The sequence below is a fragment of the bacterium genome, from assembly GCA_016703265.1.
In the GTDB taxonomy this organism is placed as follows: domain Bacteria; phylum Krumholzibacteriota; class Krumholzibacteriia; order LZORAL124-64-63; family LZORAL124-64-63; genus CAINDZ01.
Genome location: JADJCK010000003.1, coordinates 226,017 through 249,040, shown reverse-complemented (window position 1 = coordinate 249,040; position 23,024 = coordinate 226,017). Strand labels below are relative to the sequence as shown.

18 protein-coding genes are annotated in these 23,024 nt (G+C 69.3%); 9 read left to right on the top strand and 9 right to left on the bottom strand.

The window, feature by feature from the left end:
- Positions 1–10: 10 nt before the first annotated feature.
- From IPG61_05315 to IPG61_05305, 3 genes are all read right to left on the bottom strand, one after another.
- A complete protein-coding gene (locus IPG61_05315) occupies positions 11–892 on the bottom strand; it encodes an HDOD domain-containing protein (GenBank protein MBK6733496.1) in 882 nt (293 codons plus the stop codon).
- A 95-nt stretch (positions 893–987) separates the two neighbouring features.
- Positions 988–2,043, bottom strand: a complete 1,056-nt coding sequence (gene selD, locus IPG61_05310) for a selenide, water dikinase SelD (protein ID MBK6733495.1) — start codon at positions 2,041–2,043, stop codon at positions 988–990.
- A gap of 61 nt (positions 2,044–2,104) precedes the next feature.
- A complete protein-coding gene (locus IPG61_05305; GenBank protein MBK6733494.1) occupies positions 2,105–3,820 on the bottom strand; it encodes a glutamine--tRNA ligase/YqeY domain fusion protein in 1,716 nt (571 codons plus the stop codon).
- A 247-nt stretch (positions 3,821–4,067) separates the two neighbouring features.
- Between IPG61_05305 and IPG61_05300 the strand changes: the two genes are divergently transcribed.
- The 6 genes from IPG61_05300 (at position 4,068) to IPG61_05275 (ending at position 12,561) form a co-directional block, all read left to right on the top strand.
- Positions 4,068–4,937 carry a hypothetical protein gene (locus IPG61_05300; protein ID MBK6733493.1) on the top strand — a complete coding sequence of 290 codons (870 nt, stop codon included), beginning with the start codon at positions 4,068–4,070 and terminating at the stop codon, positions 4,935–4,937.
- 100 nt (positions 4,938–5,037) lie between these two features.
- Entirely contained in the window at positions 5,038–6,747 is a 1,710-nt protein-coding gene (locus tag IPG61_05295; protein MBK6733492.1) for a hypothetical protein, read from the top strand.
- A gap of 151 nt (positions 6,748–6,898) precedes the next feature.
- Complete coding sequence (locus IPG61_05290) at positions 6,899–8,698, top strand: hypothetical protein (GenBank protein ID MBK6733491.1); 1,800 nt, start codon at positions 6,899–6,901, stop codon at positions 8,696–8,698.
- The gene (locus tag IPG61_05285) at positions 8,698–10,305 is read left to right on the top strand and encodes a hypothetical protein (protein MBK6733490.1); all 1,608 of its coding nucleotides are present in this window, start codon (positions 8,698–8,700) and stop codon (positions 10,303–10,305) included. The genes IPG61_05290 and IPG61_05285 overlap by 1 nt, the downstream gene beginning before the upstream one ends.
- Before the next feature lie 15 nt (positions 10,306–10,320).
- Positions 10,321–11,706 (top strand): NAD(P)-binding domain-containing protein, encoded by a 1,386-nt coding sequence (locus IPG61_05280; GenBank protein ID MBK6733489.1) that lies wholly within the window; start codon positions 10,321–10,323, stop codon positions 11,704–11,706.
- 57 nt (positions 11,707–11,763) lie between these two features.
- A complete protein-coding gene (locus tag IPG61_05275; protein ID MBK6733488.1) occupies positions 11,764–12,561 on the top strand; it encodes an enoyl-CoA hydratase/isomerase family protein in 798 nt (265 codons plus the stop codon).
- 28 nt (positions 12,562–12,589) lie between these two features.
- Here the strand turns inward: IPG61_05275 and IPG61_05270 are convergent, their stop codons facing one another.
- The 5 genes from IPG61_05270 to IPG61_05250 all read right to left on the bottom strand — a co-directional run bounded on the left by IPG61_05270 (position 12,590) and on the right by IPG61_05250 (position 16,933).
- Entirely contained in the window at positions 12,590–13,882 is a 1,293-nt protein-coding gene (locus IPG61_05270; protein MBK6733487.1) for a BamA/TamA family outer membrane protein, read from the bottom strand.
- A 58-nt stretch (positions 13,883–13,940) separates the two neighbouring features.
- Positions 13,941–14,636, bottom strand: a complete 696-nt coding sequence (locus IPG61_05265; protein MBK6733486.1) for a hypothetical protein — start codon at positions 14,634–14,636, stop codon at positions 13,941–13,943.
- Entirely contained in the window at positions 14,633–15,196 is a 564-nt protein-coding gene (locus IPG61_05260) for a hypothetical protein (GenBank protein MBK6733485.1), read from the bottom strand. The genes IPG61_05265 and IPG61_05260 overlap by 4 nt, the downstream gene beginning before the upstream one ends.
- Before the next feature lie 258 nt (positions 15,197–15,454).
- Positions 15,455–16,369, bottom strand: a complete 915-nt coding sequence (locus tag IPG61_05255; protein ID MBK6733484.1) for a fumarylacetoacetate hydrolase family protein — start codon at positions 16,367–16,369, stop codon at positions 15,455–15,457.
- A 141-nt stretch (positions 16,370–16,510) separates the two neighbouring features.
- Positions 16,511–16,933 (bottom strand): Hsp20/alpha crystallin family protein, encoded by a 423-nt coding sequence (locus tag IPG61_05250; GenBank protein ID MBK6733483.1) that lies wholly within the window; start codon positions 16,931–16,933, stop codon positions 16,511–16,513.
- Between the two features lie 315 nt (positions 16,934–17,248).
- On the opposite strand from IPG61_05250, the gene IPG61_05245 reads away from it, so the two are divergent.
- The 3 genes from IPG61_05245 (at position 17,249) to IPG61_05235 (ending at position 20,311) form a co-directional block, all read left to right on the top strand.
- Positions 17,249–18,886 (top strand): hypothetical protein, encoded by a 1,638-nt coding sequence (locus tag IPG61_05245; protein MBK6733482.1) that lies wholly within the window; start codon positions 17,249–17,251, stop codon positions 18,884–18,886.
- A gap of 37 nt (positions 18,887–18,923) precedes the next feature.
- The gene (locus tag IPG61_05240; GenBank protein MBK6733481.1) at positions 18,924–19,322 is read left to right on the top strand and encodes a hypothetical protein; all 399 of its coding nucleotides are present in this window, start codon (positions 18,924–18,926) and stop codon (positions 19,320–19,322) included.
- Positions 19,323–19,441: 119 nt separating this feature from the next.
- Positions 19,442–20,311: a class I SAM-dependent methyltransferase gene (locus IPG61_05235; protein MBK6733480.1), complete on the top strand. Its 870-nt coding sequence runs from the start codon at positions 19,442–19,444 to the stop codon at positions 20,309–20,311.
- A 24-nt stretch (positions 20,312–20,335) separates the two neighbouring features.
- On the opposite strand, the gene IPG61_05230 is transcribed toward IPG61_05235, so the two are convergent.
- Entirely contained in the window at positions 20,336–23,011 is a 2,676-nt protein-coding gene (locus IPG61_05230) for a hypothetical protein (GenBank protein MBK6733479.1), read from the bottom strand.
- Positions 23,012–23,024: the final 13 nt, after the last annotated feature.

Below are 23,024 nucleotides of genomic sequence, written 5' to 3'. Positions count from 1 at the left end.
TCCGGAGGGTCTATTCGACCAGCTTGAGGATCTGCAGCGCGGATTGCATCTCCTCGCGGATCCGCTCGTGCAGTTCGGCCGTCTGCGCCAGTGTCAGGCCCACGACCTTGAGCGCCGCCGGCGAGCAGATGGACGGCGGGTATGCGCCCGGCGAACCCATGCGCATCTCGTACGCGACGTAGTCGGCCACGTGCACCAGCGCCGCCATCTGCGGCACCGTGCCGGCCTTCTCGGGCTCGTGGTGGTAGTGGATCGCGTCGACGACGGTCGAGGGGAAGTCCCAGGCGCGGAACACGGCCTTGCCGATGGTGGCGTGGTTGATCTGGAACAGCAGCTGCTCGCCGCCGAACCATGTCAGGTGCTGTTCCTGGGCGGCGCGGCAGAGGTCCTCGAAATCGTTGGCGAAGTAGCGCTTCTCGATCAGCTTGCCCACGTCGTGCAGCAGGCCGACGACGAACGCCTCCTCCTGGTTCGGCAGCTTGGCTTCCTCGGCCAGCACCTTGCAGGTCGTCGCCACGGCGATCGAGTGGACCCAGAAGTCCTGCATGTTCACGCCGCTGCTCTCGCCCTCGTCCTTGAAGTAGTCGAAGACGCTGATGGCCAGCGCCGCGCTGCGCACAGCCCGGAAGCCGAGGATGACCACGGCGCGACTGATCGTCTGGATCTGCTTGCTGTAGCCGTAGAAAGCCGAGTTGACGAGATGGAGGATCTTCGTCGACAGCGCCTGGTCCTGCGCAATGAGGTCCGAGACCTGCGGCACCGAGAAGTCGGGATCCTGCATGGCCTGGAACAGCTGCTGGTAAATGACCGGCAGCGTCGGGATGTCCTTGACCATGCCCGCGAGCTCGCGCGGGTGGACATCCATCAGCGACTTGTTCAGGAACACGGCCACGGCCGACACTCCATTGGGCGAAAGGGCCCTTTACAGGGTTCGCCGTGGATATCGACGCAGTCGCGTAGGGGTTGAGACAAATTGCGCAGCCGCGATCAGGGCAGGAATTCGAGCCACGGGCCGTCCGGGGACCGCTCGGACGCTTCGCCGATCACCGCCGCGGCCAGGGCCCCGGACTCGCGCAGAAAGGTCAGCACCCCGTCGAGCCGGTCGGCCGGCACGGCCAGCAGCAGGCCCCCGCTGGTCTGCGGATCGTTCAGCAGTCCGACCATGCCCTCGTCCAGGGCCGGGTCGAAGCGCAGGCCCCGGGCGGTGAACCCGGCATTGGCGCGCGTGCCGCCGCAGGTGAAGCCGGCCGCGCACAGCGCAGCAGCCCGCGGCAACTGGGGCAGGGCGCCGGCGTGGATGGCCAGCGCCACCTTCGAGCCGCGGGCCATCTCCAGGCCGTGGCCGGTCAGCCCGAAGCCGGTCACGTCGGTGCAGGCGTTCACGCCGAGGGCGTGCAGGCCGCTGCCGCAGCGATTCAGCGTGGTCATGCAGGTGACCAGGGCCTCGTACTCGCCGGGAAGCAGGGCGCCCTTCTTCATGGCGGCCACCAGGGCGCCGGTGCCCAGCGGCTTGGTCAGCACCAGCCGGTCGCCCGGGCGGGCGCCGCTGTTGCGCAGGATGCGGTCGGGGTGCACCAGCCCGGTGACACTGAGACCGAATTTCACTTCCTCGTCGCGCACCGAGTGGCCGCCGCCCACGGCACAGCCGGCCTCGGCGCACATCTGGCCGGCGCCGACGAGGATCTCGCCCAGCACGGCATTGGGCACGCCCGCCGGCGGGTAGCCCAGCAGGTTCAGCGCCACCAGCGGCACGCCGCCCATCGCGTAGACATCGCTCAGCGAGTTGGCGGCCGCCACGCGGCCGAACGTGCGTGGGTCATCCACCACGGGGGTGATGAAGTCGGCGGTGCAGACCATGGCGCGCTCGGCGTCCAGACGGTAGACGGCGGCATCGTCCGACGTCTCGAATCCGACCAAGAGGTCGGGCGGGGCGACGGCGCGGATAGGTGCCAGGATCTGGTCCAGGTCCCCCGGACTCAGCTTGGCGGCTCAGCCGGCGCTCTTGGCGAAGCGCGTCAGGAAGATCTTCTCGCCGAAACTCATGGCCAACACCTCCTTCCGGGGCGCCGCCTCGGGGGCGACGCCGGTTGCCGACGATCCACCGTCACTCCGACTTGCCGCCCGCTTCCAGCTTGGCCCAGCTGTCCTTCAGCGTGGCCGTGCGGTTGAACACGGGCGCGCCCGGCTTCGAGTCGACGGGGTCGGCGAAGAAGTAGCCGTGCCGCATGAACTGGCAGCGGTACCCGGGCTCGACCTGGCCCAGCGCCGGCTCGACCAGGGCTTCCTTCACGACCTCGAGCGAGTCGGGATTGAGGTTCACCAGGAAGTCCTCGACCCCTTCCTCGGGGAACGGCACGCGGAACAGGTTGTCGTACAGCCGCACTTCCACCTTCGCGGCGTGCGCGGCCGAGACCCACTGCAGCGTGCCCTGTACCTTGCGTCCGTCAGGACTGGTGCCGCCGCGCGAGGCCGGGTCATACGAGCAGCGCAGTTCGACCACGTTGCCGGCCGCATCCTTGATGACCTCGTCGCACTTGATGAAGTAGGCGTGCTTCAGGCGCACCTCGCCGCCCGGCTTCAGGCGGAAGTACTTGCGCGGGGCATCTTCGCGGAAGTCGTCCTGCTCGATGTACAGCTCGCGGGTGAACGGCACCTCGCGCGTCCCGGCAGCCGGCTCCTCGGGATTGTTCTCGCAGGTGATCTGCTCGACCTGGCCCTCGGGATAGTTGGTGATGACCACCTTCAACGGATGCAGCACTGCCATCACGCGCGGCGCCTCGCGGTTCAGTTCCTCGCGGATCGACCACTTCAGCAGGTCCAGGTCCACCGTCGAGTCCCGCTTGGCCACGCCCACCCGTTCGGCGAACCGGCAGATGGAACTGGCCGTGTAGCCCAGTCGCCGCAATCCGCTGAGCGTCGGCATGCGCGGGTCGTCCCAGCCGCTCACGTGGTTGTTCTTCACCAGCTGCAGCAGCTTGCGCTTGCTCATGACCGTGTAGTTCAGCTTCAGGCGCGCGAACTCGATCTGCCGTGGCTTGTAGGGTACCGGCAGGTTCTCGATGAACCACTCGTACAGCGGGCGATGCACCTCGAACTCGAGGCTGCACAGCGAATGGGTGATGCCCTCGATGGCGTCGCACTGCCCGTGCGCGTAGTCGTACATGGGATAGATGTTCCACTTGTCGCCGGTGCGGTGATGCGGCACGCGGCGGATGCGGTACAGCAGCGGGTCGCGCATCTTCATGTTCGGGTGCGCCATGTCGATCTTCGCCCGCAGCGTGTACCTGCCCTCGGGGAACTCGCCCTTCCGCATGCGCTCGAGCAGGTCCAGGCTCTCGGCCGCCGGCCGCTCGCGGTCGGGACTCGGACGTCCCGCCTCGGTCACGGTGCCGCGCCACAGGCGGATCTGCTCCTCGTCCAGCGAGCAGACGTAGGCCTTGCCTTCGCGAATGAGGTACTGCGCCCAGGCATAGAGCTGGTCGAAGTAGTCCGAGGCGTGGAACTCGCGGTCCTCCCAGTCGGCGCCCAGCCAGCGGGCGTCCTTCTTGATGGACTCGACGTACTCCACGTCCTCCTTCTCGGGGTTCGTGTCGTCGAACCGGAGGTTGAACTTGCCGCCGAACTCCTGCGCCAGCGTCCAGCTGATCATGATGGCCTTGGCGTGCCCGATATGCAGGTAGCCGTTGGGTTCGGGCGGAAAGCGCGTGTGCACGCGCCCGTCGTTGCGGCCGGCCGCCAGGTCCTCGCGCACGAAGGCGCGGATGAAATCGGAGCGTTCGGGGTCGGCGTCGGTGCCGGCGGCAGGGATGTCTTCGTTCATGCGGCGACAGGCCTTTCCGGGTCGAAACGGGGCGCGCCCGCAGCGCGGGGACTCGGGCAGAAGCTAGCGGGAGGCGGCGGGAATGTCCACCGTGCGCGCCCCGGGCCGTCGCGCGCCGGAGCACAGCCTCAAGGCTGGCGCGATAATTCCGATCTTTTCTTATCGGATTGAAGGTGCTATGTAGGCCCTGACGCCCTGACGAGGAAGGATCCTCGCCACGGGGAGTCGGGGGGCTCGAGGAGAGGGTATGGAGACCAGGAGCACGAAAGTCCACGCCGCCGTCCTGGCGGTTTTTTCCGTTGCCGTGGCGGTGCTGGTCGGCTGGACCGTCTGGAACGGCTGGGACTATTTCACGACAGGGATGGCCGAGCGGCCGCATCACCCCGATTTCCGCGAATTCCGCGCCGCCGGCCGCGTCGGCCACGGCGTGGGCATCCTCGGCAGCGTCATGATCGTGCTGCTGCTGCTGTATTCGCTGCGCAAGCGGATGCGCGTGCTGCAGCGCGCCGGCCAACTGCCCATCTGGCTGCGTTACCACATCTTCCTGGGCGTTGCGGGGCCGATCCTCATCACCCTGCATACCGCGTTCAAGGTGGGCGGGCTGGTCTCGGTCAGCTACTGGTCGATGGTGGCCGTGGCCCTCAGCGGCTTCTTCGGCCGCTACCTGTACCAGCAGATCCCGCGCAACGTGCTCGGTGAAACGCTTGACGTGGCCGAGATCGAGGCGCGCAATGAAGCCCTGCTCGTCGAATTGTCGATGAACCACAACATGGACGATCGCGCCGCAGCGGTCCTCGAGGACCTGGCCCTGCGGAAGCTCGAGCATCGCGCCGCCCCGATGGCGCTCCTGATGCTGCCCTTCCTCAACGGCACGCTGGTCCGTCAATTGCAGAGATGGTCGCTCCGGCATGTGGACGGCGACCGCGCGGTGGCCGTCAGGTTGGCGAAGGAATGGGTGTTGCAGACCAGGCGACTGCGGTTGTTCCACCTGATCCGCGACCTGTTCCACTACTGGCACGTGTTCCATAAGCCCTTCGCGTTCATCATGATCCTCGTGATGATCGTGCATGTGGCGGTGGCTGTCGCGTTGGGCTACGTCTGGGAATTCGGTTCCTGAGAAACGCAGGGTAATGTCGATTCGTCACGGTCTCGTGATTCGCAGAATGTGGTCAATCCGTGGAAAAATCCGACCATTTTGCTTCTTGATATTGCAACTCATGATCGCTTGGCCGGCCCTGGCCCAGCTTTCGCCGGGTCCGTTGACGCGCGCGCACTCGCAGCTCGAGGGCCTCAAGAAGTGCAGCGAGTGCCATGAGCTGGGCAATCGCGAAGTGCAGGATCGTTGCCTCGGCTGCCACAAGGAGATCTCGGCCCAGCGCACCGCCGGCAAGGGACTGCACAGCCGGCAGGAGTACGCGCGGTGCGCCGACTGCCACACCGAACACCACGGCACCGACTACGAACTGATCCACTGGCAGGGCGGGCCGGAGAAGTTCGACCACAAGCAGGCGGGATGGGAACTGACCGGCGGCCACGCGAAGCTGGATTGCCGCAAGTGCCACAATGCGGGCAAGGTCACGGATCCGGAGGCGCTGCGCGCCGACAGGAAGGATCCCGACCGCACGTACCTGGGACTGCCGGTCGCCTGCCTCGATTGCCACGGTGACCATCACCGCGGCCAGCTCAAGACCGACGGCGTCGTGCGTGCCTGCACCGGGTGCCACAACACGGCAGGCTGGAAGCCGACGGTGGGCTTCGACCACGCGAAGACCGTCTTCCCGCTCAGCGGCCGCCACCTGAAGGCCGATTGCGCCAAGTGTCACCCGGCCCTGCCCGTGCGCGCCGAGGACGGCAAGCTGCCGCCGTCGCCGAAGTTCACGCCCGTGGCTCATGCGCTGTGCACGGACTGCCACAAGGATCCGCACGTGGGCCAGCTGGGTCCCGACTGCACGAAGTGCCACGTCACCGACAGCTGGAAGAAGATCAGTGGCGACGGCTTCGACCACAGCCGCACCAAGTACCCGCTGCTGGGCAGGCACAAGGGCACCGCCTGCGCCGACTGCCACGGCGGCGGCAAGCAGAAGCCGGCATTCGCGGCCTGCAGGGACTGCCACCGCGATGCGCACCAGGCCGACGCCCGCAAGCGCCCGGAATGGATGACCTGCGAGAACTGCCATACCGTCGACGGGTTCACGCCCGCCCGCTACGGGCTGGACAAGCATGCGAAGTCGGCCTACCCGCTGCGCGGGGCGCACCAGGCGGTGCCCTGCCTGCTCTGCCACAAGCCGCTGAAGGAAGCCGCCGATCGCAAGGCGCCCTACGCGCGGGCGGCCGACCTGAAGCCGGCGTCTGCCCGGTGCGTCGACTGCCACCGCGACCCGCACGAGGGCCAGGGCGACCGCTTCGCCGTCGATGCTGCCGCCGGCGCCTGCGTCGTCTGCCACAACGAGACCAGCTGGCGCCAGGTCGCGTTCGACCACAACCGCTCCGAGTTCAGGCTTGACGGGCGGCATGCGAAGGTCGCCTGCCTGGCCTGTCACAAGCCGGTGGTCGCCGCGAAGGCCAAGAAGTCCGGGGCCCAGGCCGGGGCAGCGCAGACGAAGGTGCCCTTCAAGGTCACGGACAAGTACTGCGCCGCCTGCCACAAGGACGTGCACCGCGACCAGTTCGCCGACAAGCCCGTGGCCGGCACGAAGGCCGCCGATTGCGCGCGTTGCCACGTCGCCACCGACTGGCTCGCCGAGAAGTTCGACCATGAGAAGGACAGTCGCTTCCCGCTGCGCGGGGGACACGAGAAGGTCGCCTGCGGCAAGTGTCACCTGCCGATCAGCGCCGACCAGCCGCGACTGCTGCACTACAAGCCGCTCCAGATCGAGTGCCGGGCCTGTCACGTCAACCCGCCGGCAATCCAGAAAGGCCAGTCATGAACAGGCGAAGCTTTCGCATCGCGGTCCTCTGCTCGGCGCTTGCCCTGCTGGCGCTGCTGATGGCTGCAGTGACCGGCGCTGCGTCTGCGCCCCGGCCCCCGCTGCCCCTGCCCCGGCCCCGACGCCCACGGCGGTCAACCCGCACGGCGACATGAAGCTGGATTGCCGCCTGTGCCATGCCGAGCAGTCCTGGGCGGCCGACGCGAAGTCGGTGCCCTTCGACCACGCCACGACCGGCTTCAACCTGGAGGGCCAGCACGCGATGGTCGCCTGTCGCGACTGCCACAAGCAGCCGCAGTTCTCCCACATCGGCACGCGTTGCGCCGACTGCCACCTCGATGCGCACAAGAATCGCCTCGGTCCCGCCTGCGAGCAGTGCCACACGCCCGCCGGATGGGTCGAGCGTTCGCAGGCGCAGCGCGAGCATGACACGACGCGCCTGCCGCTGGTCGGCGCCCATGCCAGCGTCGATTGCGATGCCTGCCACACCGGCGCCCAGCGCGGTGAGTACCTGGGCACGCCGTCCGACTGTTTTGCCTGCCACCAGCCCGACTACGAGGCAACGCGTGACCCGGACCATCGGCTGGCCGGGTTCACCACCGACTGCGATCGCTGCCACGGGGTCTTTGCGGCCAACTGGGGCCGCGGCGACTTCATCCATTCGCTCAGTTTCCCGCTGACGGGCGCTCATGCGACGACGGCGTGCGCCTCGTGCCACGCGGAAACGTTTGTGGGCACGCCCACCGACTGCTACGCCTGCCACCAGCCGGACTACGATGCGTCGGCGAACCCGCCGCACGCGACGGCCGGCCTGGGCACCACCTGCGTGTCGTGCCACGGCACCAGCGACTGGCAGCCGTCCACCTATGACCACGCCCTGGCGCCGGCCAACTACCCGCTGCAGGGTGGACACCGCGGCGTCGACTGCGCCTCCTGCCACACGGCGGGGTACGTGGCGACATCGACGGAATGCTATGCCTGCCACCGCCCCGACTTCGAAGCGGCGGCCGACCCCAACCACGTCTCCGGCGGGTTCCCGACCGACTGCACGGCCTGCCATGCGGTGACGACCTGGGACGATTCGAACTTCGACCATGCGCGTACTGCGTTCCCTCTGACGGGCGCGCATGCGGCGCAGAGCTGCATGGAGTGCCACGCCGGGGGCTACACGGGAACGCCGACGGACTGCTTCGCCTGCCACCAGGCGAACTATGCGGCGACGACGGCGCCGAACCACGCCACGGCGAACATCCCCACGACCTGTGTCGTGTGTCACTCAACGACAGCCTGGACGCCGGCGCAGTTTGACCATGGGACCACGTCGTTCCCGCTCACCGGTGCGCACCGCAACGCCACCTGTGAGGCCTGCCACGCCATGGGTTACACCGGTACGCCGTCCGATTGCTACGCCTGCCACCAGGCGGATTACACCGGCGCGACCGACCCGAACCACGTGGCTTCGGGATACCCGACGGCCTGCGCGTCCTGCCATTCGACCACGGCCTGGGAGCCGGCGCAGTTCGACCACAACACGACGGCGTTCCCGTTGACGGGTGCGCATCGCAATGCCACCTGCGCCGAGTGCCACGGCGCCGGGTACGCGGGCACGCCGACCGATTGCTACGCCTGTCACCAGGCGGACTACGCCCAGACGAACGACCCGAGCCACACCGCAGCGTCGTTCCCGACCACCTGCGTGACGTGCCACTCGACGACGGCCTGGACCCCGTCCACCTGGGACCACGAGCCGCTGTTCCCGATCGAATCGGGCGCGCACCGCAACATCGACTGTGCGCAGTGCCACGTGACGCCGAGCAACTACGCGCACTTCGAGTGCATCCTGTGCCACGAGCACAACCAGACCGACATGGCCAACGATCACGAGGGCCGGCGCGACTACCAGTGGGTGAGTACCGCCTGCTACACGTGCCACCCGGACGGGCGCGATTGATGCTGAAGACAAGATCGGCGACCATCATCGTCATCCTGGCCCTTGCGATGGGGCTGGCCTGGCCGCGTTCGACCGCCGCCGCCGAGGCTGAATGCCACGTCCGCTTCGTCTCGGCGGAGAGCGTCTACCTGGACGAGGGCAGCGCCGCCGGCCTGGACGTGGGCGTCAAGGTGCGCGTCGTTCGCGGCGGCAAGGCGGTGGCCGAACTCGAGGTGGCCTATGTCGCCGAGCACTCGGCCTCGTGCCGCATCATCAGCGGCGCGGGCGCCATCAACACCGGCGATCGCGCCCTCTACGAGCCAGTCGCCGGCGGCGCGGCGCCAGCGGTGGCGGACACGCTCGTCTCGCGCGTCCGCACGGTGGACGGCACGGGCGGAGCCTCGCGCTCGCGCCCGCGCGAACGCCTCGACGGCTGGGTGGCGCTCCAGTGGGACCACACATCGGAGTCGACGGACCGCAACCTCTCGACGGACCTGTTCAGCCTGCCGTTCCGCGTGCGTGCGCGCGAGCTGGGCAACGGCTTCGAGTTCCACGGTCGCGGCAGCCTGCGCCGCATCACGCGCAGCGGCTTCGGCGAGAGCACGCCAGCTTCCGAGTGGCGCAACCGCGTGCTGGAGGCGGCGCTCGTGCGCGAAGGTCGTGACCTGGGCTGGCAGTTCGCGTTCGGCCGCGTGGGTGGGCGCCGGACTGCCGCCGCCGGTCCGTTCGACGGCCTGGCTGTCACCCGGCGGCTGGGCGCCGCAACGACGTTCGGTGTCTTCGGCGGCTTTGCCCCCGCCTGGGGCGACCTCGGCTTCAGCACCGACGACCACCTGGCCGGCGCCGTCCTCGAATACGATCGCGCGGGCGCGAACGGGCGCTATCTCGACGTGACCCTGGCCGCCGTGGGGCGCTATCGCGAAGGCGAGATCAGCCGCGAGTACCTGTCGCTCGTCACCAGTTGGCGCGACGGGAACCGGCTAAGCCTCCTGCAGGCAGCCGAGGTGGATCTCTACCGCGGCTGGCGCAAGGAAGAGGGTGGGCGCAGTGCCGCGCTGACCAGCACCGCGTTGACCGGACGCTACCAGGTTACGAAGCCGCTGGCGCTCACGCTGGGCTATGACGGGCGCGAACCCGTCCGCACCTGGGAGACACGTTCGCTGCCGGACAGCCTGTTCACCGAGGCCGGTCGTAACGGCTGGCGCGCAGGCGCCGCCTGGCGCGGGCCCGGGGGCGCCAGCCTCGACGTGTCGGGTGGCCTGCGCCACGAGCAGCGTACCGGCGAGGACGTCAAGTCCTGGCACGTGATGGCGCGCGTGCCGGCGCGCACGTTGCGCGTGGCCGACGTCAGCCTGTTCGCACGCGGCTTCGACGGCCCGTGGCTCTCGGGCTGGTCGCCCAGCCTGCGCCTGATGCGCGCGACCGGCCGTTCGCGCTGGACCTTCGAAGTGGGACGGTTCTCGTACACGGGCAACCTCGTCGATGCCTCACGCGAGAACACCTGGGCCGAGCTCGGGTTGACACGCGACCTGTGGCGCGGCTGGGACATGGCGGCCTCTTACCGCAACGACTGGGGTGACGACATCACCGGCAGGCGATTCTTCGTGGAGCTGGCCCGGCGATTCTAGGGCGGAAGGGTTGACGTGGAAGCGGTCCTCATCTGGATGACGATGTTCGGCCTTGGCGGGCTGAGTGTCTGGTTCTACCTGCGACAGTTCCGGAAACGCCGCACCAGCGATTCCGAGCGCCTGAAGCAGAACCAGGACCTCGGCATGGACCGACCGGTGGGCCAGTATCCGCTCATCGACGCCGCCGCCTGCATCGGTTGCGGCACCTGCGTCGCGGCCTGCCCCGAGCACGATGTGCTGGGGATCGTCATGGGCCGCGCCATCGTGATCAACGGCGCCCGCTGCATCGGCCACGGCAAGTGCGCGGAAGCCTGCCCTGTCGGCGCCATCAGGATCGGTCTCGGCGACATCACCAAGCGGGACGACATTCCCGTGCTGACGCCCCAGGGCGAGACCACGGTGCCCGGCATCTGGATCGCCGGCGAGCTGAGCGGCTACGCACTCATCAACAACGCGGTCTCGCAGGGGCAGGCCGTCATGGACGCGATCGCCGCCGCGCGCGGCCCGCGGCTCGAGGGTCCGTCTGAGATTGTCGACGTGGTCATCGTCGGCGCCGGTCCGGCGGGCATGAGCGCCGGTCTGGTCGCCGCGGAGCGCGGGCTGACCTGCGTCATCCTCGACCAGCAGGGCGCCGGCGGCACGATCCTGCAGTACCCGCGCCGCAAGCTGGTGATGGTGCAGCCGGTGGTGATCCCGCGCCTGGGCCGGCTGCCGAAGCACGAATACCTCAAGGAGGACCTGCTCGAGATCTGGGAGCAGCTTCACAAGGACTACGGGCTGGACATCCGCATCGGCCCGCGCGTGACCGGCGTGAAGGGCAAGCGTGGCGACTTTACCGTCGAGACCACCGCCGGGAACTGGCGGGCGCGGCACGTGCTGCTGGCGCTGGGGCGTCGCGGCTCGCCGCGGCGGCTGAACGTGCCGGGCGAGGACCTGCCCAAGGTGGCCTACAAGCTCATCGACGCCGAGGCCTACAAGGGCAGGCGCGTGCTGGTGGTGGGCGGCGGCGATTCCGCGGTGGAAGCGGCCATGGGCCTGGCGCACCAGGACGGCTGCACGGTCACCCTTTCCTACCGCAAGCCCGAGCTGATGCGCATCAAACAGCGCAACGCCGAACGCTTCGGGGAGCTGGTCGCGGCCGGACGCGTCGACTTCCGCGGCGACACCAACGTGAAGACGATCCAGGCCGATCGTGTCGTGCTGGACGGGCCTTCCGGGCCCATTGTCCTGCCCAACGACGAGGTCTTCATCCTGGCCGGCGGCGTACCGCCGTTCGGGCTCCTGCGCGACATCGGCGTCGCCTTCGGCGGCGACCAGAACGACACCGAGCGGCTGGACGTGGCCAGGGCCGGCGGGATGCATCCCGCGTTCACGGTGGTCGGGGGCCCTCCGGTCGCTTGATCGCGGCGCCTTTTCCGTTATCCTGACGGCCGTGCCCGTCACGCGAAAGGCCCCGCCATGTCCGTCGAGATCCGCGATACCGGTCCCTGGACCGAGCTCTGCCTCGATCGTCCGCCACGCAACGTGCTCGACCCGGCGCTGCTTGCGGCGCTGCGCGATGCGTTGGACACCCTGGCCGCCAACGGCGCGCCGCTGCTGCTGCTGCGCGCGCGCGGGCGCCACTTCTCCACCGGGTACGACATCGCCGACATCCCCGCCGAGATCTTCGATCCCGACCCCGAGGTCCGTTCGGCGCACCCGTTCGAGCAGGTGATGGCGCGCCTGGTGGCATACCCGTCGCCGGTGGTGGCGATGGTCGGGGGCGATGCGTACGGCGGCGCCGTCGAACTGCTGGCCTGCGCCGACCTGCGCCTGGCCGCCGATCACGCCCGCATCGGCCTGCCGCCGGTGCGCCTGGGCCTGGTCTACAGCCACACCGGCCTGCGGCGACTGCTGCGTGCGTTCGGGCCCGCACTGGCGCGTGAGATGCTGCTGACCGGCGAGGCGATCAGCGCCGCGCGCGCGCAGGCGGCCGGATTCTACTGCCGGGTGGCGGCGGCGGACGAACTGGAGGACGAGACGCGCGGACTGATGACGAGCATCTCGCGCGGGGGGCCGCAGGCCTTGCGCGGTACGCGCCGTGTGCTGCACCTGCTGGAGGAAACGGAGATGCTGCCGGCGCCGGCCCTGGCCGAGATCGCCGAGCTGCGCCATGCCGCGCGGCATTCGGAGGACTTTGTCGCGGCGCAGGCGGCGTTCCTGGCGCGGCGGCCGTCGCCGTTCGGGCCGCCGCGTCACGGCAACAGCGACGCTTGAGGCACCCGCGCGCGGGCTGTCGCGAAAACTAGAAGGCGAACCGGTCCGCGAATTCGAAGTGCCAGTCGCCGGCCTCGTCCCGCGCCGCCTCGAACCGCAGCTGCCACGTATCCAGGCTCAGGTGCGTGCCCGCGCCCCACGTCACGACCGGATTGCCGGGATCGGCGCCGTCGTACCAGGCCTGGCCGCCGTCGACGAACGCATGCAGGCCCAGGCCCACCGATTCCCCGCCCGGCGCGATCGGCACCAGCACCAGCGGCAGCCGGTACTCGGCCGTCAGCAGCCAGCCTTCCTCGCCTTCCAGCGAACCGAACCCGGCGCCGCGGATGGTCTCGGGGCCGCCCAGGAAGATCACGTTGTCGAGCTGGGTGGGACCGCTCACGCGCCGGCCCCAGCCGCGCAGCGCCAGCAGGTGCTTGCCGGCAGGCAGGGGGATGAAGGCGCGCGCATCGCCGGTGTACTCGTCGTAGTCGGCGAAGCCGTCGCCGTACCAGCGGGCAGCTTCCACGAGCACCTGGGCACCGCTCAGCGGATAGAAGGGGTTGTCGCGCGAGTCCAGGCCCACGCCGCCGGCCAGGCGCCAGTGGTCCTGGTTGCCGGCCGGGTGCTCCACCAGCGCGGCGATGACGGCGCCGCCGCGCGAGGGCGGCGTCCAGTCGTAGTTGTCGCGCTGGCTGAAGCGGCCGTGTCGCACATCGGTCTGCACGAACAGCGGGCCGCGGAAATTCCAGCGCGCGCCGAGCGAGGCGTCCCACTTGCGGTAGCGGGTGGGGCGGTACACGAAGTCCGCCTGCTCGCCGCGCAGGCCCACGGTGCCGGTCAGGCCGCGGACGCCGGCCAGCCAGGGCACGCGCCACTCGGCGCCCGCCATCTGCAGCCGCCAGGCCGAGAGTTCGAAGCGCAGCGTCTGGCCGCTGCCCCGCAGGTTGCGCTCCTCGAGCCAGCCGCCCAGCAGGTACTTGTGGCGGCGACTGTGACGCAGCAGCGGACCGTAATAGGTGGTCATGTCCTCTTCGACCAGCACGCTGAGAACCATGCCGCCGTTGTCGTCCGGCTCGGAGGCCAGGTCCACGTAACTGAACCAGCCGCAGTCCTCCAACGCATCCCAGGCGGCGTCCATGCGATCGGCGTCCAGCGTGTCGCCCTCGGCCAGGTTCATCACGCGGCGCAGCATGATCTCCTGCGTTCGCTCGTTGCCCTTGAATTCGATGCGGCTGATGGGGCCCTTCTCGCCGACGCGCGCGTGGGCGGCCGCGGGCACGGCCACGGCAAGCGTCAACAACAGGCGGGTGAGCAGGAGCCTGAATGCGGAAGTCGACATGGGCGTGGACACATCCCGGTTACGCGGACCATCGGGGGCCTCGAGGCGCTGCCGAAGGTCAATGTCGCCGCAATGTCTCCGAATGTCCAGACATGGGGACCGACTCGCCCGACACGCGCGAGGCCAGCGCACGCCTTTCCTGGTCGACCGGCGGCTGCGCCGTGTAGAGTGCCAGCTGGCGGCAGACCAGGCCACAGGGGGCCAGTTCGTCGGCCAGGTCGGAAGCGCCCAGGCTCGTCAGGCGGGCCTGGACCGAGGCGGGCGTCCAGTTGTCGGCGCCGGCCGATGACGCCAGGCGTTCGGCGACCGTGGCCTGGACCAGGCGGTCGATCAGCACCAGCACGAACGTCGCATCGACGGTCTCGACCCCGGCCAGGAAGGTGTCGTGGAAGGCGCGTGCATCGGCGATGGCGAGTCGGCACAGGCCGATGAGCGCCAGTTCCGCGTCCTTGCCGCAGCGCAGCGGCGCCGCGGCGGTCCAGCGCACGGCCAGGCCCTTGCCGGGCGCCAGGAACAGCAGGCGCCAGTCGGGGTCGATGCCCCCCGGCCCGATCGCCAGTTCATGTTCACCGGCCGGGAATGCCGCCTGCAGGCGCCCGTCGCCGAGCAGCAGCGCCACCTGATTCTCGCCGAGGGTCAGCGCCAGGCGCCGTCCCAGCAGGAAGGCGAGCGCGAGCGGCCCCTGGATGGGACCATCGGTATCGTCCACCGACCAGTTGATGGGCAATGCGGCGTCGAAGTGCTCGTTGCTCATGATACGTGCCTGGCCTTGGGCCTGAACTCGGATTCCCAGCCCAGCCCCAGCAGGTAGTTGCGCTCCTCGGTCAGCTTCGAGAACTCGGCAAGGCCGCGGGCCAGCCGCGCCGCGTCGGTCTTGAACCAGGCGGCGGCCGGCACATCGGTGCCGAGGTTGTTCACCAGTTCCAGCGATTCCTCGATCAGCAGCACCAGCCTCGAGTCGATCAACTCGATCTCGGCGATGGTGCGCGCCGAACCGCCGACCAGCGTGACCACGCCCTCGCGATCGAGCTTGCGGAAGATCTCGCCGATGCGATCGACCAGCACGTCGATGGTCTGTTCCATCTCGCCGCTCATGATCTGCGCCTTCTTCTCGACGACGCCCAGCAGGCGGTCGCCGCATTCCTTCAGGCGCGCACCCATGGCGCGGCGGAACACGCGCTCGGCAGCCACCGCATGGGCATGCGAGGTGTAACGCGTATAGGTCGGCATCTTCTGCATCAGCGTGCCCATGGCCGCAAAGTTCAGGCTGGCCGCCGTGGGTCTCGGTTCGCCGGGCTGACGGTGTCGTTCCATGGTGCGTGGCTCTCCGGGTGCGATCGACCTTGCGACGTGCCCGATGAACGGGCTTCGGGACAGGAAACGGCAAGGAACATTCCACCCTTGGCGGGAGCGACAGGACGATTCCCGGCACGGCGGGAAGTGGTTCTGTTAGCAGGAAGTTAGCGGAGCGTGGAGGCCGTCGCCGGAGAGTCAAAGGAGTCTGGAAAACGGCCCGGGGCGGGCACCTTGCAAGGGCCGCCCCGGGCGTCGATTGCGGTGCTGCAGGCCCGCTTAGGCGGGTTCGCGCCAGCGCCGGACGGGATTCGAGAGCGTGCCAAGGCCCTCGATCTCCACGGTCACGCGATCGCCCGGCTTCAGGAACACGGGCGGGTCGCGGAACACGCCCACGCCGCCGGGTGTGCCCGTCGTGATGATGTCGCCGGGCAGCAGCGTCATGTGGCGGCTGATGTAGCTGACCAGGAAGTCGGGCGTGAAGATGAGCTGGTTGGTGTTGCTCTCCTGCATCACGACGTCGTTCCACAGGCAGCGGATGCGCAGGCCCAGCCCGAGGTCGGGCAGTTCGTCGGGCGTCACGAGCCAGGGGCCGCACGGCCCGCCGGTGTCCAGGCTCTTGCCGCGGAAGAACTGCTTGTCGCTGTACTGCGCCTCGCGATCGCTGATGTCGTTGAAGCACATGTAACCGGCGATGTGCTCGCGCGCGCGTTCGCGCGCGATGGCGCGGCCCGGCTTCGAGATTACGAAGGCGATCTCCGCCTCGGCATCGACCTGTTCGAGTCCCTCGGGCAGTTCGATCGGCCCGCCGGGCGCCTGCAGGCAGGTGCTGGCCTTGCTGAACAGCAGCGGCCTTTCCGGCAACGGCTTGTTCTGCTCGGCGGCGTGGTCCTTATAGTTCAGGCCCACGGCGACGATCTTCGAGGGCAGGATGATCGGTGTCGTCAGCGCACAGCGCCGCAGGTCGACGAACGGCAGGCTCACCTCGCCGCCGCCGGCCAGCACCGTGGCCGCCTTCGCCGCCGCCGGCAGCAGCCGGTCGCAGATGGCGCGCACCGTGTCCAGGCGCGGCAGCAGCCCGTGCCAGTTGGGGAGCAGCGACGGGTCGGCGGCCAGCAGGTCCAGGACCAGGTTCTCGCCGACGACCAGGCCGGGGCGGGGCCCGGCGCCTTGGGTGTACGTGATGAGTTTCATGGGCGGCAGTATGCCCTGCCCGGCGGGGCGCCGTCCACCCGAAATGCCACCCGAAATGACGCGCCCCGCCGGCGGGGGGATGCCGGCGGGGCGCTCGCTCCGGGCTCGACGGCACAGCCCGTGGGTCAGGGGTCTTCGTACCTAGCGGACTTCGATCCGGCGCGGCAGGCTGCGCTGCGTCTTGGGCAGCGCCAGGCGCAGCACGCCGTCGGCGAATACGGCGGTGATGCCGTCGGCATCGACCGTCTGGCCGAGGGTGAACGAGCGGCTGAACGAGACCGGTCCCGGGCGCTCATGACGGCGCAGCGTGAAGCCTTCCTCCTGGCTGGAGCCGCGCTGCGCCTTGACGGTCAGGGTCTGGCCCTCGTGGCTGATCTCCAGGTCCTTCGCCGCGACGCCGGGCAGGTCCATCAGGATGCGGTATTCCTTCTCGCCCTCGAGGATGTCCGCGCGCGGGCTCAGCCACACGCCGGTCTCGGCGGGGTTCGAGGTGTCCAGATTGCAGGCGTCGAAGTTGCAGGCCAGGGCGTCGAGCATGCGGGTCACGGGCAGCAGGTTGTTCATGGTATTCCTCCCGGGGCAGCTGTGTTATCTGTTGTGCCGGCTTCCGTGCCGGCGGGGATCACTCGTGTGCCCGCCTATGATCAACCCGCGTGCCCAATCTTCGCGGCCTGGTGGCGTGATACTTTGAACTTCTTGTCATTCAGCAAATTAGACGGATTTGACGCGCCCCGTCGGCGTCCGACTGCGCGCTGCGAAGCCTCGCCGCTGTCAGGAAAAGCGTGCCAATTTGGCATATATGACAAACACTTTGTCCGGCTTGTCATGACAGTCGCCCTGTTGGTGGGCGCAACCGGCGCGAAGGCCGGGGCCGAGCCCATGCCGCCCCGCCTGGTCGTCGGGGACGTGGTGCTGGAACGCGAGAACATCTTCGCCCGGTCGGAGGTCGACTCGGCCACAGGCATGGGCGGGTTCCTGAAGCGCCTGTCGAACCGCCTGCACGCCACCACGCGGCCCCATGTGCTGCGCCACGAGTTCCTCTTCCGCGAGGGCGACCCGTTCCGCGCCGACCTGCTGGACGAGACCGAGCGCAATCTGCGCGCCCTGGGCATCCTCGCCGAGGTGGTGGTGGCCCCGATCGACACCACCGCCGACGGCCGCGTCGCCGTGCGCGTGGCGACGCGCGAGTCGTGGACACTCGAGACCGACGTCACCTTCTCGCTGGACGCCGGCGGCCAGTCGCGCTGGACCGTGCAGATGGCCGACAAGAACTTCATGGGCTACGGCGTGACGGCGGGCGCCGGCCTGGGTCGCGACCTCGCGAGCGAGTACTGGAACCTGTGGTACCGGCAGCGCCGCGTGGCGGGCTCGGGCCTGACGCTGGGACTCGACTACGCGAAGCGCAGCGAGGGGCACCTGCGCCAGCTCGAACTCTCGCGTCCGTTCTACGCGCTCGATGACGCCGTCGGCATGGAGAGCCGCGCCTGGAGCAGCGGCTGGCGCAACCGCTATTACCTCAGCAACGGCGGCCCGGCCGGCGGCGCCGATCCCGCGCGCGAGGCCAGCCTCTACGCCGAGATCCCCTACGAGGACATCGGCACCCAGTTCGGGGCTCAGCATCGCCTCAGCGGCGAGGGGCGCGGCCGCATCTGGCGACTGGGCGTGGGCGCCCGCGTGCAGGAGCGCCGCTTCAACCTCGACGACGAGTCGCGCTTCCTGAGCGACGGCCGCGACGTGGCGCTCGACTGGCTGCTGGAGCCCGGCCGGCCCTTTGCCCGCGAGCAGGGCACGACCGTGTTCCCGTACCTGTGGCTGCGCACCATGAGCCGACGCTGGGTGAAGGAGCATCACCTGCTGCAGTACGGCGGCCTGGAAGATGTACAGCTGGGCTGGGACGTGGACCTGAAGGTGGGACCGGCGGGCGGCTTCATGGGCTCGAACACCGCCGACGGCCGCCAGCGGTGGCGCTTCGAGACCGTGCTGCAGCGCTGGATGCAACTGGGCCCGGGCTACGGCCTGGTACTGGGCGTGGCCGAGGGCGACCTCGGCTCGGCTGCGGTGCGCAACCATCGCTGGAATCTCGTGGCCGGCTGGATGACACGCAGCGGCCGCGATACATCGCCCTGGCTGACGCGGGTCTTCGTGGAGGCGGGGGCCGGCGAGAACCTGACCGGCGCGCGCCCGTTCCTGCTCGGCGCCGAACGCGGCCTGCGCACGCTGGCCGTCGACGGCATGGCCGGCGACCGCTTCGTGCGCGGCAACCTGGAACTGGGTCGGGCCACGGGGCTGCAACCGTTCGGCGTGTTCCGCCTGGGCCTGGCAGCCTTCTGCGGCGCAGGCTCGGCGTGGTGGGCCGACGAGGCGCGCTCGGCCGGCGACCTGCGCCGCGAAGCGGGCTTCGGCCTGCGCTTCGGCCCGGTGCGCTCGGCCAGTGTCGAGACGGCGCGCCTGGACATCGCCTGGTCGCTGGACGGGGGCGGGCCGCAGATCGCGGCAGTGACCGGCGGGCTGTTCTGAGCCTCGCCGGCACCGGCGGGAAGGGCAGGTCGATTCGATGGCAATTGGGAGGCGAACCTGGGGTGATCGTGGCCTGCTTGCGGCCGGCGTCCTGATGTGCGCCTCGAGCCTGGCCCATGCCCTCGGGGGCTGGCCGCCGCTGGCGCGCGAACTCGCGGGCCTTGGCGTCCCGGGAGACCTGGCGGGCGGGATGGCCGTCGGCTGGTTGTTCGGCAGCGGCGCGATGGCCGCCTGCGGCGTCCTCGTGCTGCTGGCGCGCCGCGAACTGCGGCGCGGCGTTGCCGCAGGCGCAGCCACCTGCGCCGTGGTGGGGACGTTCTACGTCATCTTCGGGCTGGCCGCCACGGCCTACCGCTTTCCGCACCTGCATTTCCTGGCCTTCATCGGCCTGGGCCTCCTCGTGCTGCTGTCAGCGCGGATGGCGGCCGCCCGCTGACGTCCGCGGCCCGTGGCGGTATTCGAGGTTGCCAGACCGGGTCGCGGTCGTTTATTCGTCGTGATCCGCGCGTGACAGTGCCCATTCCCATCCGCCAGCCAACCCGGGAGCCGACAGCCATGACCCGCGCCGCCCGCACCAGCCGGAACCACGCCCAGCAGCCCGTCGGCCCCCGCATGCAGGAGCTGGCCGATGCCGGCCGCCTGACCAGCCGCAACGCCGACAAGCACTGGCTGTACCAGAACTCGGTGCAGAACCCGTCGGTCGAGGTGCCGTTCATCGACCGTGTCTTCGCCAACGAGTTCGGCCGCAAGCCGAGCGTGCTGCGCGAGGACTTCTGCGGCACGGCGCTCCTGTGCAGCTGGTGGGTCAAGGCGCGTGCGACGAACCGCGCCATCGGCGTCGACTTCGACGGGCCCACGCTCGAGTGGGGCCGCGTCAACAACCTGGCGCCGCTGGGCGCGAAGGCCGAGCGCGTCACGCTCATCCAGGACGACGTGCGCAGCGTGCGCGCGCCGAAGGCCGACGTGCTGATGGCCTCGAACTTCTCGTGGTGGGGCTTCAAGACGCGCGATGAACTGGCGGTCTACCTGCGCAACTGCCGCGCGAGCCTGAAGCCCGAGGGCATCCTCGTGATGGACTGCTACGGCGGCCCCGAGGCGCAGGTGGTGCAGGAGGAGCAGCGCGACCAGGACGGGTTCACCTACGTCTGGGACCAGGACCACTTCAACCCGGTGACGGGCGAGGTGCGCTGCCTCATCCACTTCGACTTTCCCACCGGTCCGCGCATGACGCGCGCCTTCACCTACGACTGGCGCCTGTGGCATGTGCCCGAGACCTGCGACCTGCTGCGCGAGTGCGGCTTCAGTCGCGTGATGGTCTACTGGGAAGGCACCGACCGGAAGGGCGAGCCGAACGGCGTGTTCCGCGTGAGCACCAAGGGCGACCTGGCGCCGGCCTGGATCGCCTACATGGTGGCGGTGCGGTAGCGGTTTCGCAGGCCCCGGCGCGACCTACAACGAGAACCACTTGTTGAACTTCACCAGGAACACGTTGCGCGGGTGCGTCCCGAACAGCGCGTCGAGGTCGTCGTTCAGGCTGAACCGGCCGTTGTCGATGAAGTCGCTGCGCCCCTGCGACCAGACCAGGAACAGGGTCGAACCGGCATCATACTCCCAGCGTACGACCAGGTTCGAGTTGAAGTCGCGCACGTTGAAGTCGGGCCTGGCGAAGGAATAGTCGGGCGTGCCGTCGCCGTCCTCGTCTACGTCGTAGCTGCCGTCGGTCTCCGACACGTCCGCTTCGTCGTAGGCCGCGAAGCGGTCGCCGAGCGCCCGGGCGCGCGGGTCGAGCACGCGCTTGTAGGAGCCGTAGCGGCCGGCCGAGACGAACGGCGAGCCGTAGTACTGGATCGTCAGCGCCGGCGTCAGGCACCAGTCCAGGCGGAAGGTCAGGGACAGCGTGCGCTGCTCCAACCGGCCGAACACGTAGCGGTCGCTGCCGCCCGCGTCCACTGTTTCGACATACTGCAGGTTGTCGTCGTTGCGCTCGAAGGTCGGATTGAGCGACAGGCGGAGGTTGTTGGCCGGCCGCATGCCGATCTCCGACCACACGGCCCAGGTGTCCTGGCTGTCCTCGTCGCGCAACCAGCTCCAGGCGCCCAGGGCCAGGTTGACCTTGCGCCGCTCGTCGTTGCGGATGTTGCCCTCGAATTCCCAGCCGCCCGGCCAGCGCGACGAGGGCCCGCCGCGCAGTTCGGTGTTGGAAATGCGCCCGAAGTTGCGCGTGGCGCTCAGGTGGAACCCCTGCTGGCCGCGGAACTGGCCGCCGGTGTTCACGTTCATGGCCCGGTTCAGTCGCGTGCCGCCGAAATCCCAGTCCACCCACTCGTTCGCGTTCACCTGCAGGTTGTTGAAGATGCCGGCCGGGTTGCGCTGCACGTAGCTGGCCCAGGCGAAGTGGTTGATCTCGTCGGCCACGCGCATGTAGCCGAGGTCGTTGATCTCGAAGCCCGGCGAGCGCCACGCTCCGCCCACCTGGTACATGAAGTTCGTGTTGTTGCCGGTGCGCGTCAGCATGACCGAACCGGAGTGGCCGGACAGCGACGTGCGCAGCGAGTCGACCTCGGCATGGTCGTTGTCCGGGCGCTGGTAGAAGCGGGCGGGACTCGTCTGGGCGCCGAGGATGGCCTGCTCGCTGCCGCGCAGGTGACTGCCGAAAACGCGCGCCTCGAGGCGGAAATTGCGCTCCTTGAAATAGTGCAGCAGGTCCACGCCGCCGGCCCAGGCCCGTCGTTCGAGGAACTCGAGATGCGGGTCGTCGATGTCACGGGCCACGGAGGTCAGCATGCCGCCGATCACGGTCTGCCCGCCGCGCAGGTCCTGCGCCACGCGACCGACGAAGTAGTTCGTCAGCGGCTCGACGGTCTCCTGGAGGTCGCCGTCGCCGCCGGTGATGTCGGCCCGTTCGCGCGCGGTCACGCTCTCGAGCACGCCCACCGAAAGCCCGCCCGCCGTCTTGCCCGACAGCTTGGCGGCGCCCAGGATCGAGGTCTGGTCGGGCAGGTCGGCGAACTCGCCGTCGGCAAGGTCGGGCCGATGGCTGGGACTGCGCCCGATGCGCCGCGAGTAGAACAGGCGGTCGCGCGTGAAGTGGCCGCCGGTGATGGCCGGGGCCAGCGGCAGGTTCAGGACGTCGGCGCCCTCGATGAAGAACGGGCGCTTCTCCTCGAAGAACGTCTCGAACGCGGTCAGGTTCACCTGCGACGGGTCGGCTTCGACCTGCCCGAAATCGGGATTCACGGTCAGGTCGAGCGAAAAGTCGTTCCCCAGGCCGATTTTCGCATCAAGCCCGCCGGTGATGCTGCTCTCCGAACCGTCGCGGAACGGGTTGCCGGCCTCGGACTCCTGCCGCTCGTGCTGCACGACCAGGTACGGCAACACTTCGACCCGGCGGCCGGGCTTCAGGCCCTCGATGCCGCGCAGGTCGCCGAACCGGCTGACCCAGCCGTTGCCGCTGCGGGGGATGTTCTGCCACGTGGAGCGCTCGCCGGCCCGGAAGTGGCGCCGGTGCACCTGCAGGCCCCAGGGCGCCGGCTTGGCCGGGTCGAAACGCAGCTGGCTGAGGGGAATGCGCATCTCCGCCGTCCAGCCCTGCGCGTCGATGTTCGTGGCGCCTTCCCAGACCGGGTCCCAGTTGCCGTTCCAGTTGTTGCCGTCCTCGCTGATGTACTCGTCGCCGCGGGAGCCCGACAGGCTCAGCGTGAACGAATAGGCGGTGCGCTCGTCGGAGCGGCTGTCGATGTTGACCTCGATCCAGTCGCCCGGGAACCAGTCGCGGCGCGCCAGGTGCGGTGTCACCGTCGCCGGGTCGTCGTACAGGCGGAAGGCGAACCAGAGCGCCTTGTCGTCGTAGAGGACCTTGACCTGCGACTGCTGCGACGGCGCGGCGCCGTCTGCGGGTTCGCGCTGGACGAACTCGCCCGACCACTCGACCGCATTCCACGCGGGGTCGTCGACCAGGCCGTCCAAGTGCGGGGATTCGCCGGCGATGCGGCGTGTCTCGTAGGAGCGGGTCGCGACCGTGGTGCTGCCGGCCACCTGGGAGGCGTCGGTCACCTGGGCTGCGGCCGGCACCGCCAGGCAAAGGACCAGGGCGACAGCCCGAGCAAGGCGGAAACAGGGGCGCATGCGGGGTACCTCG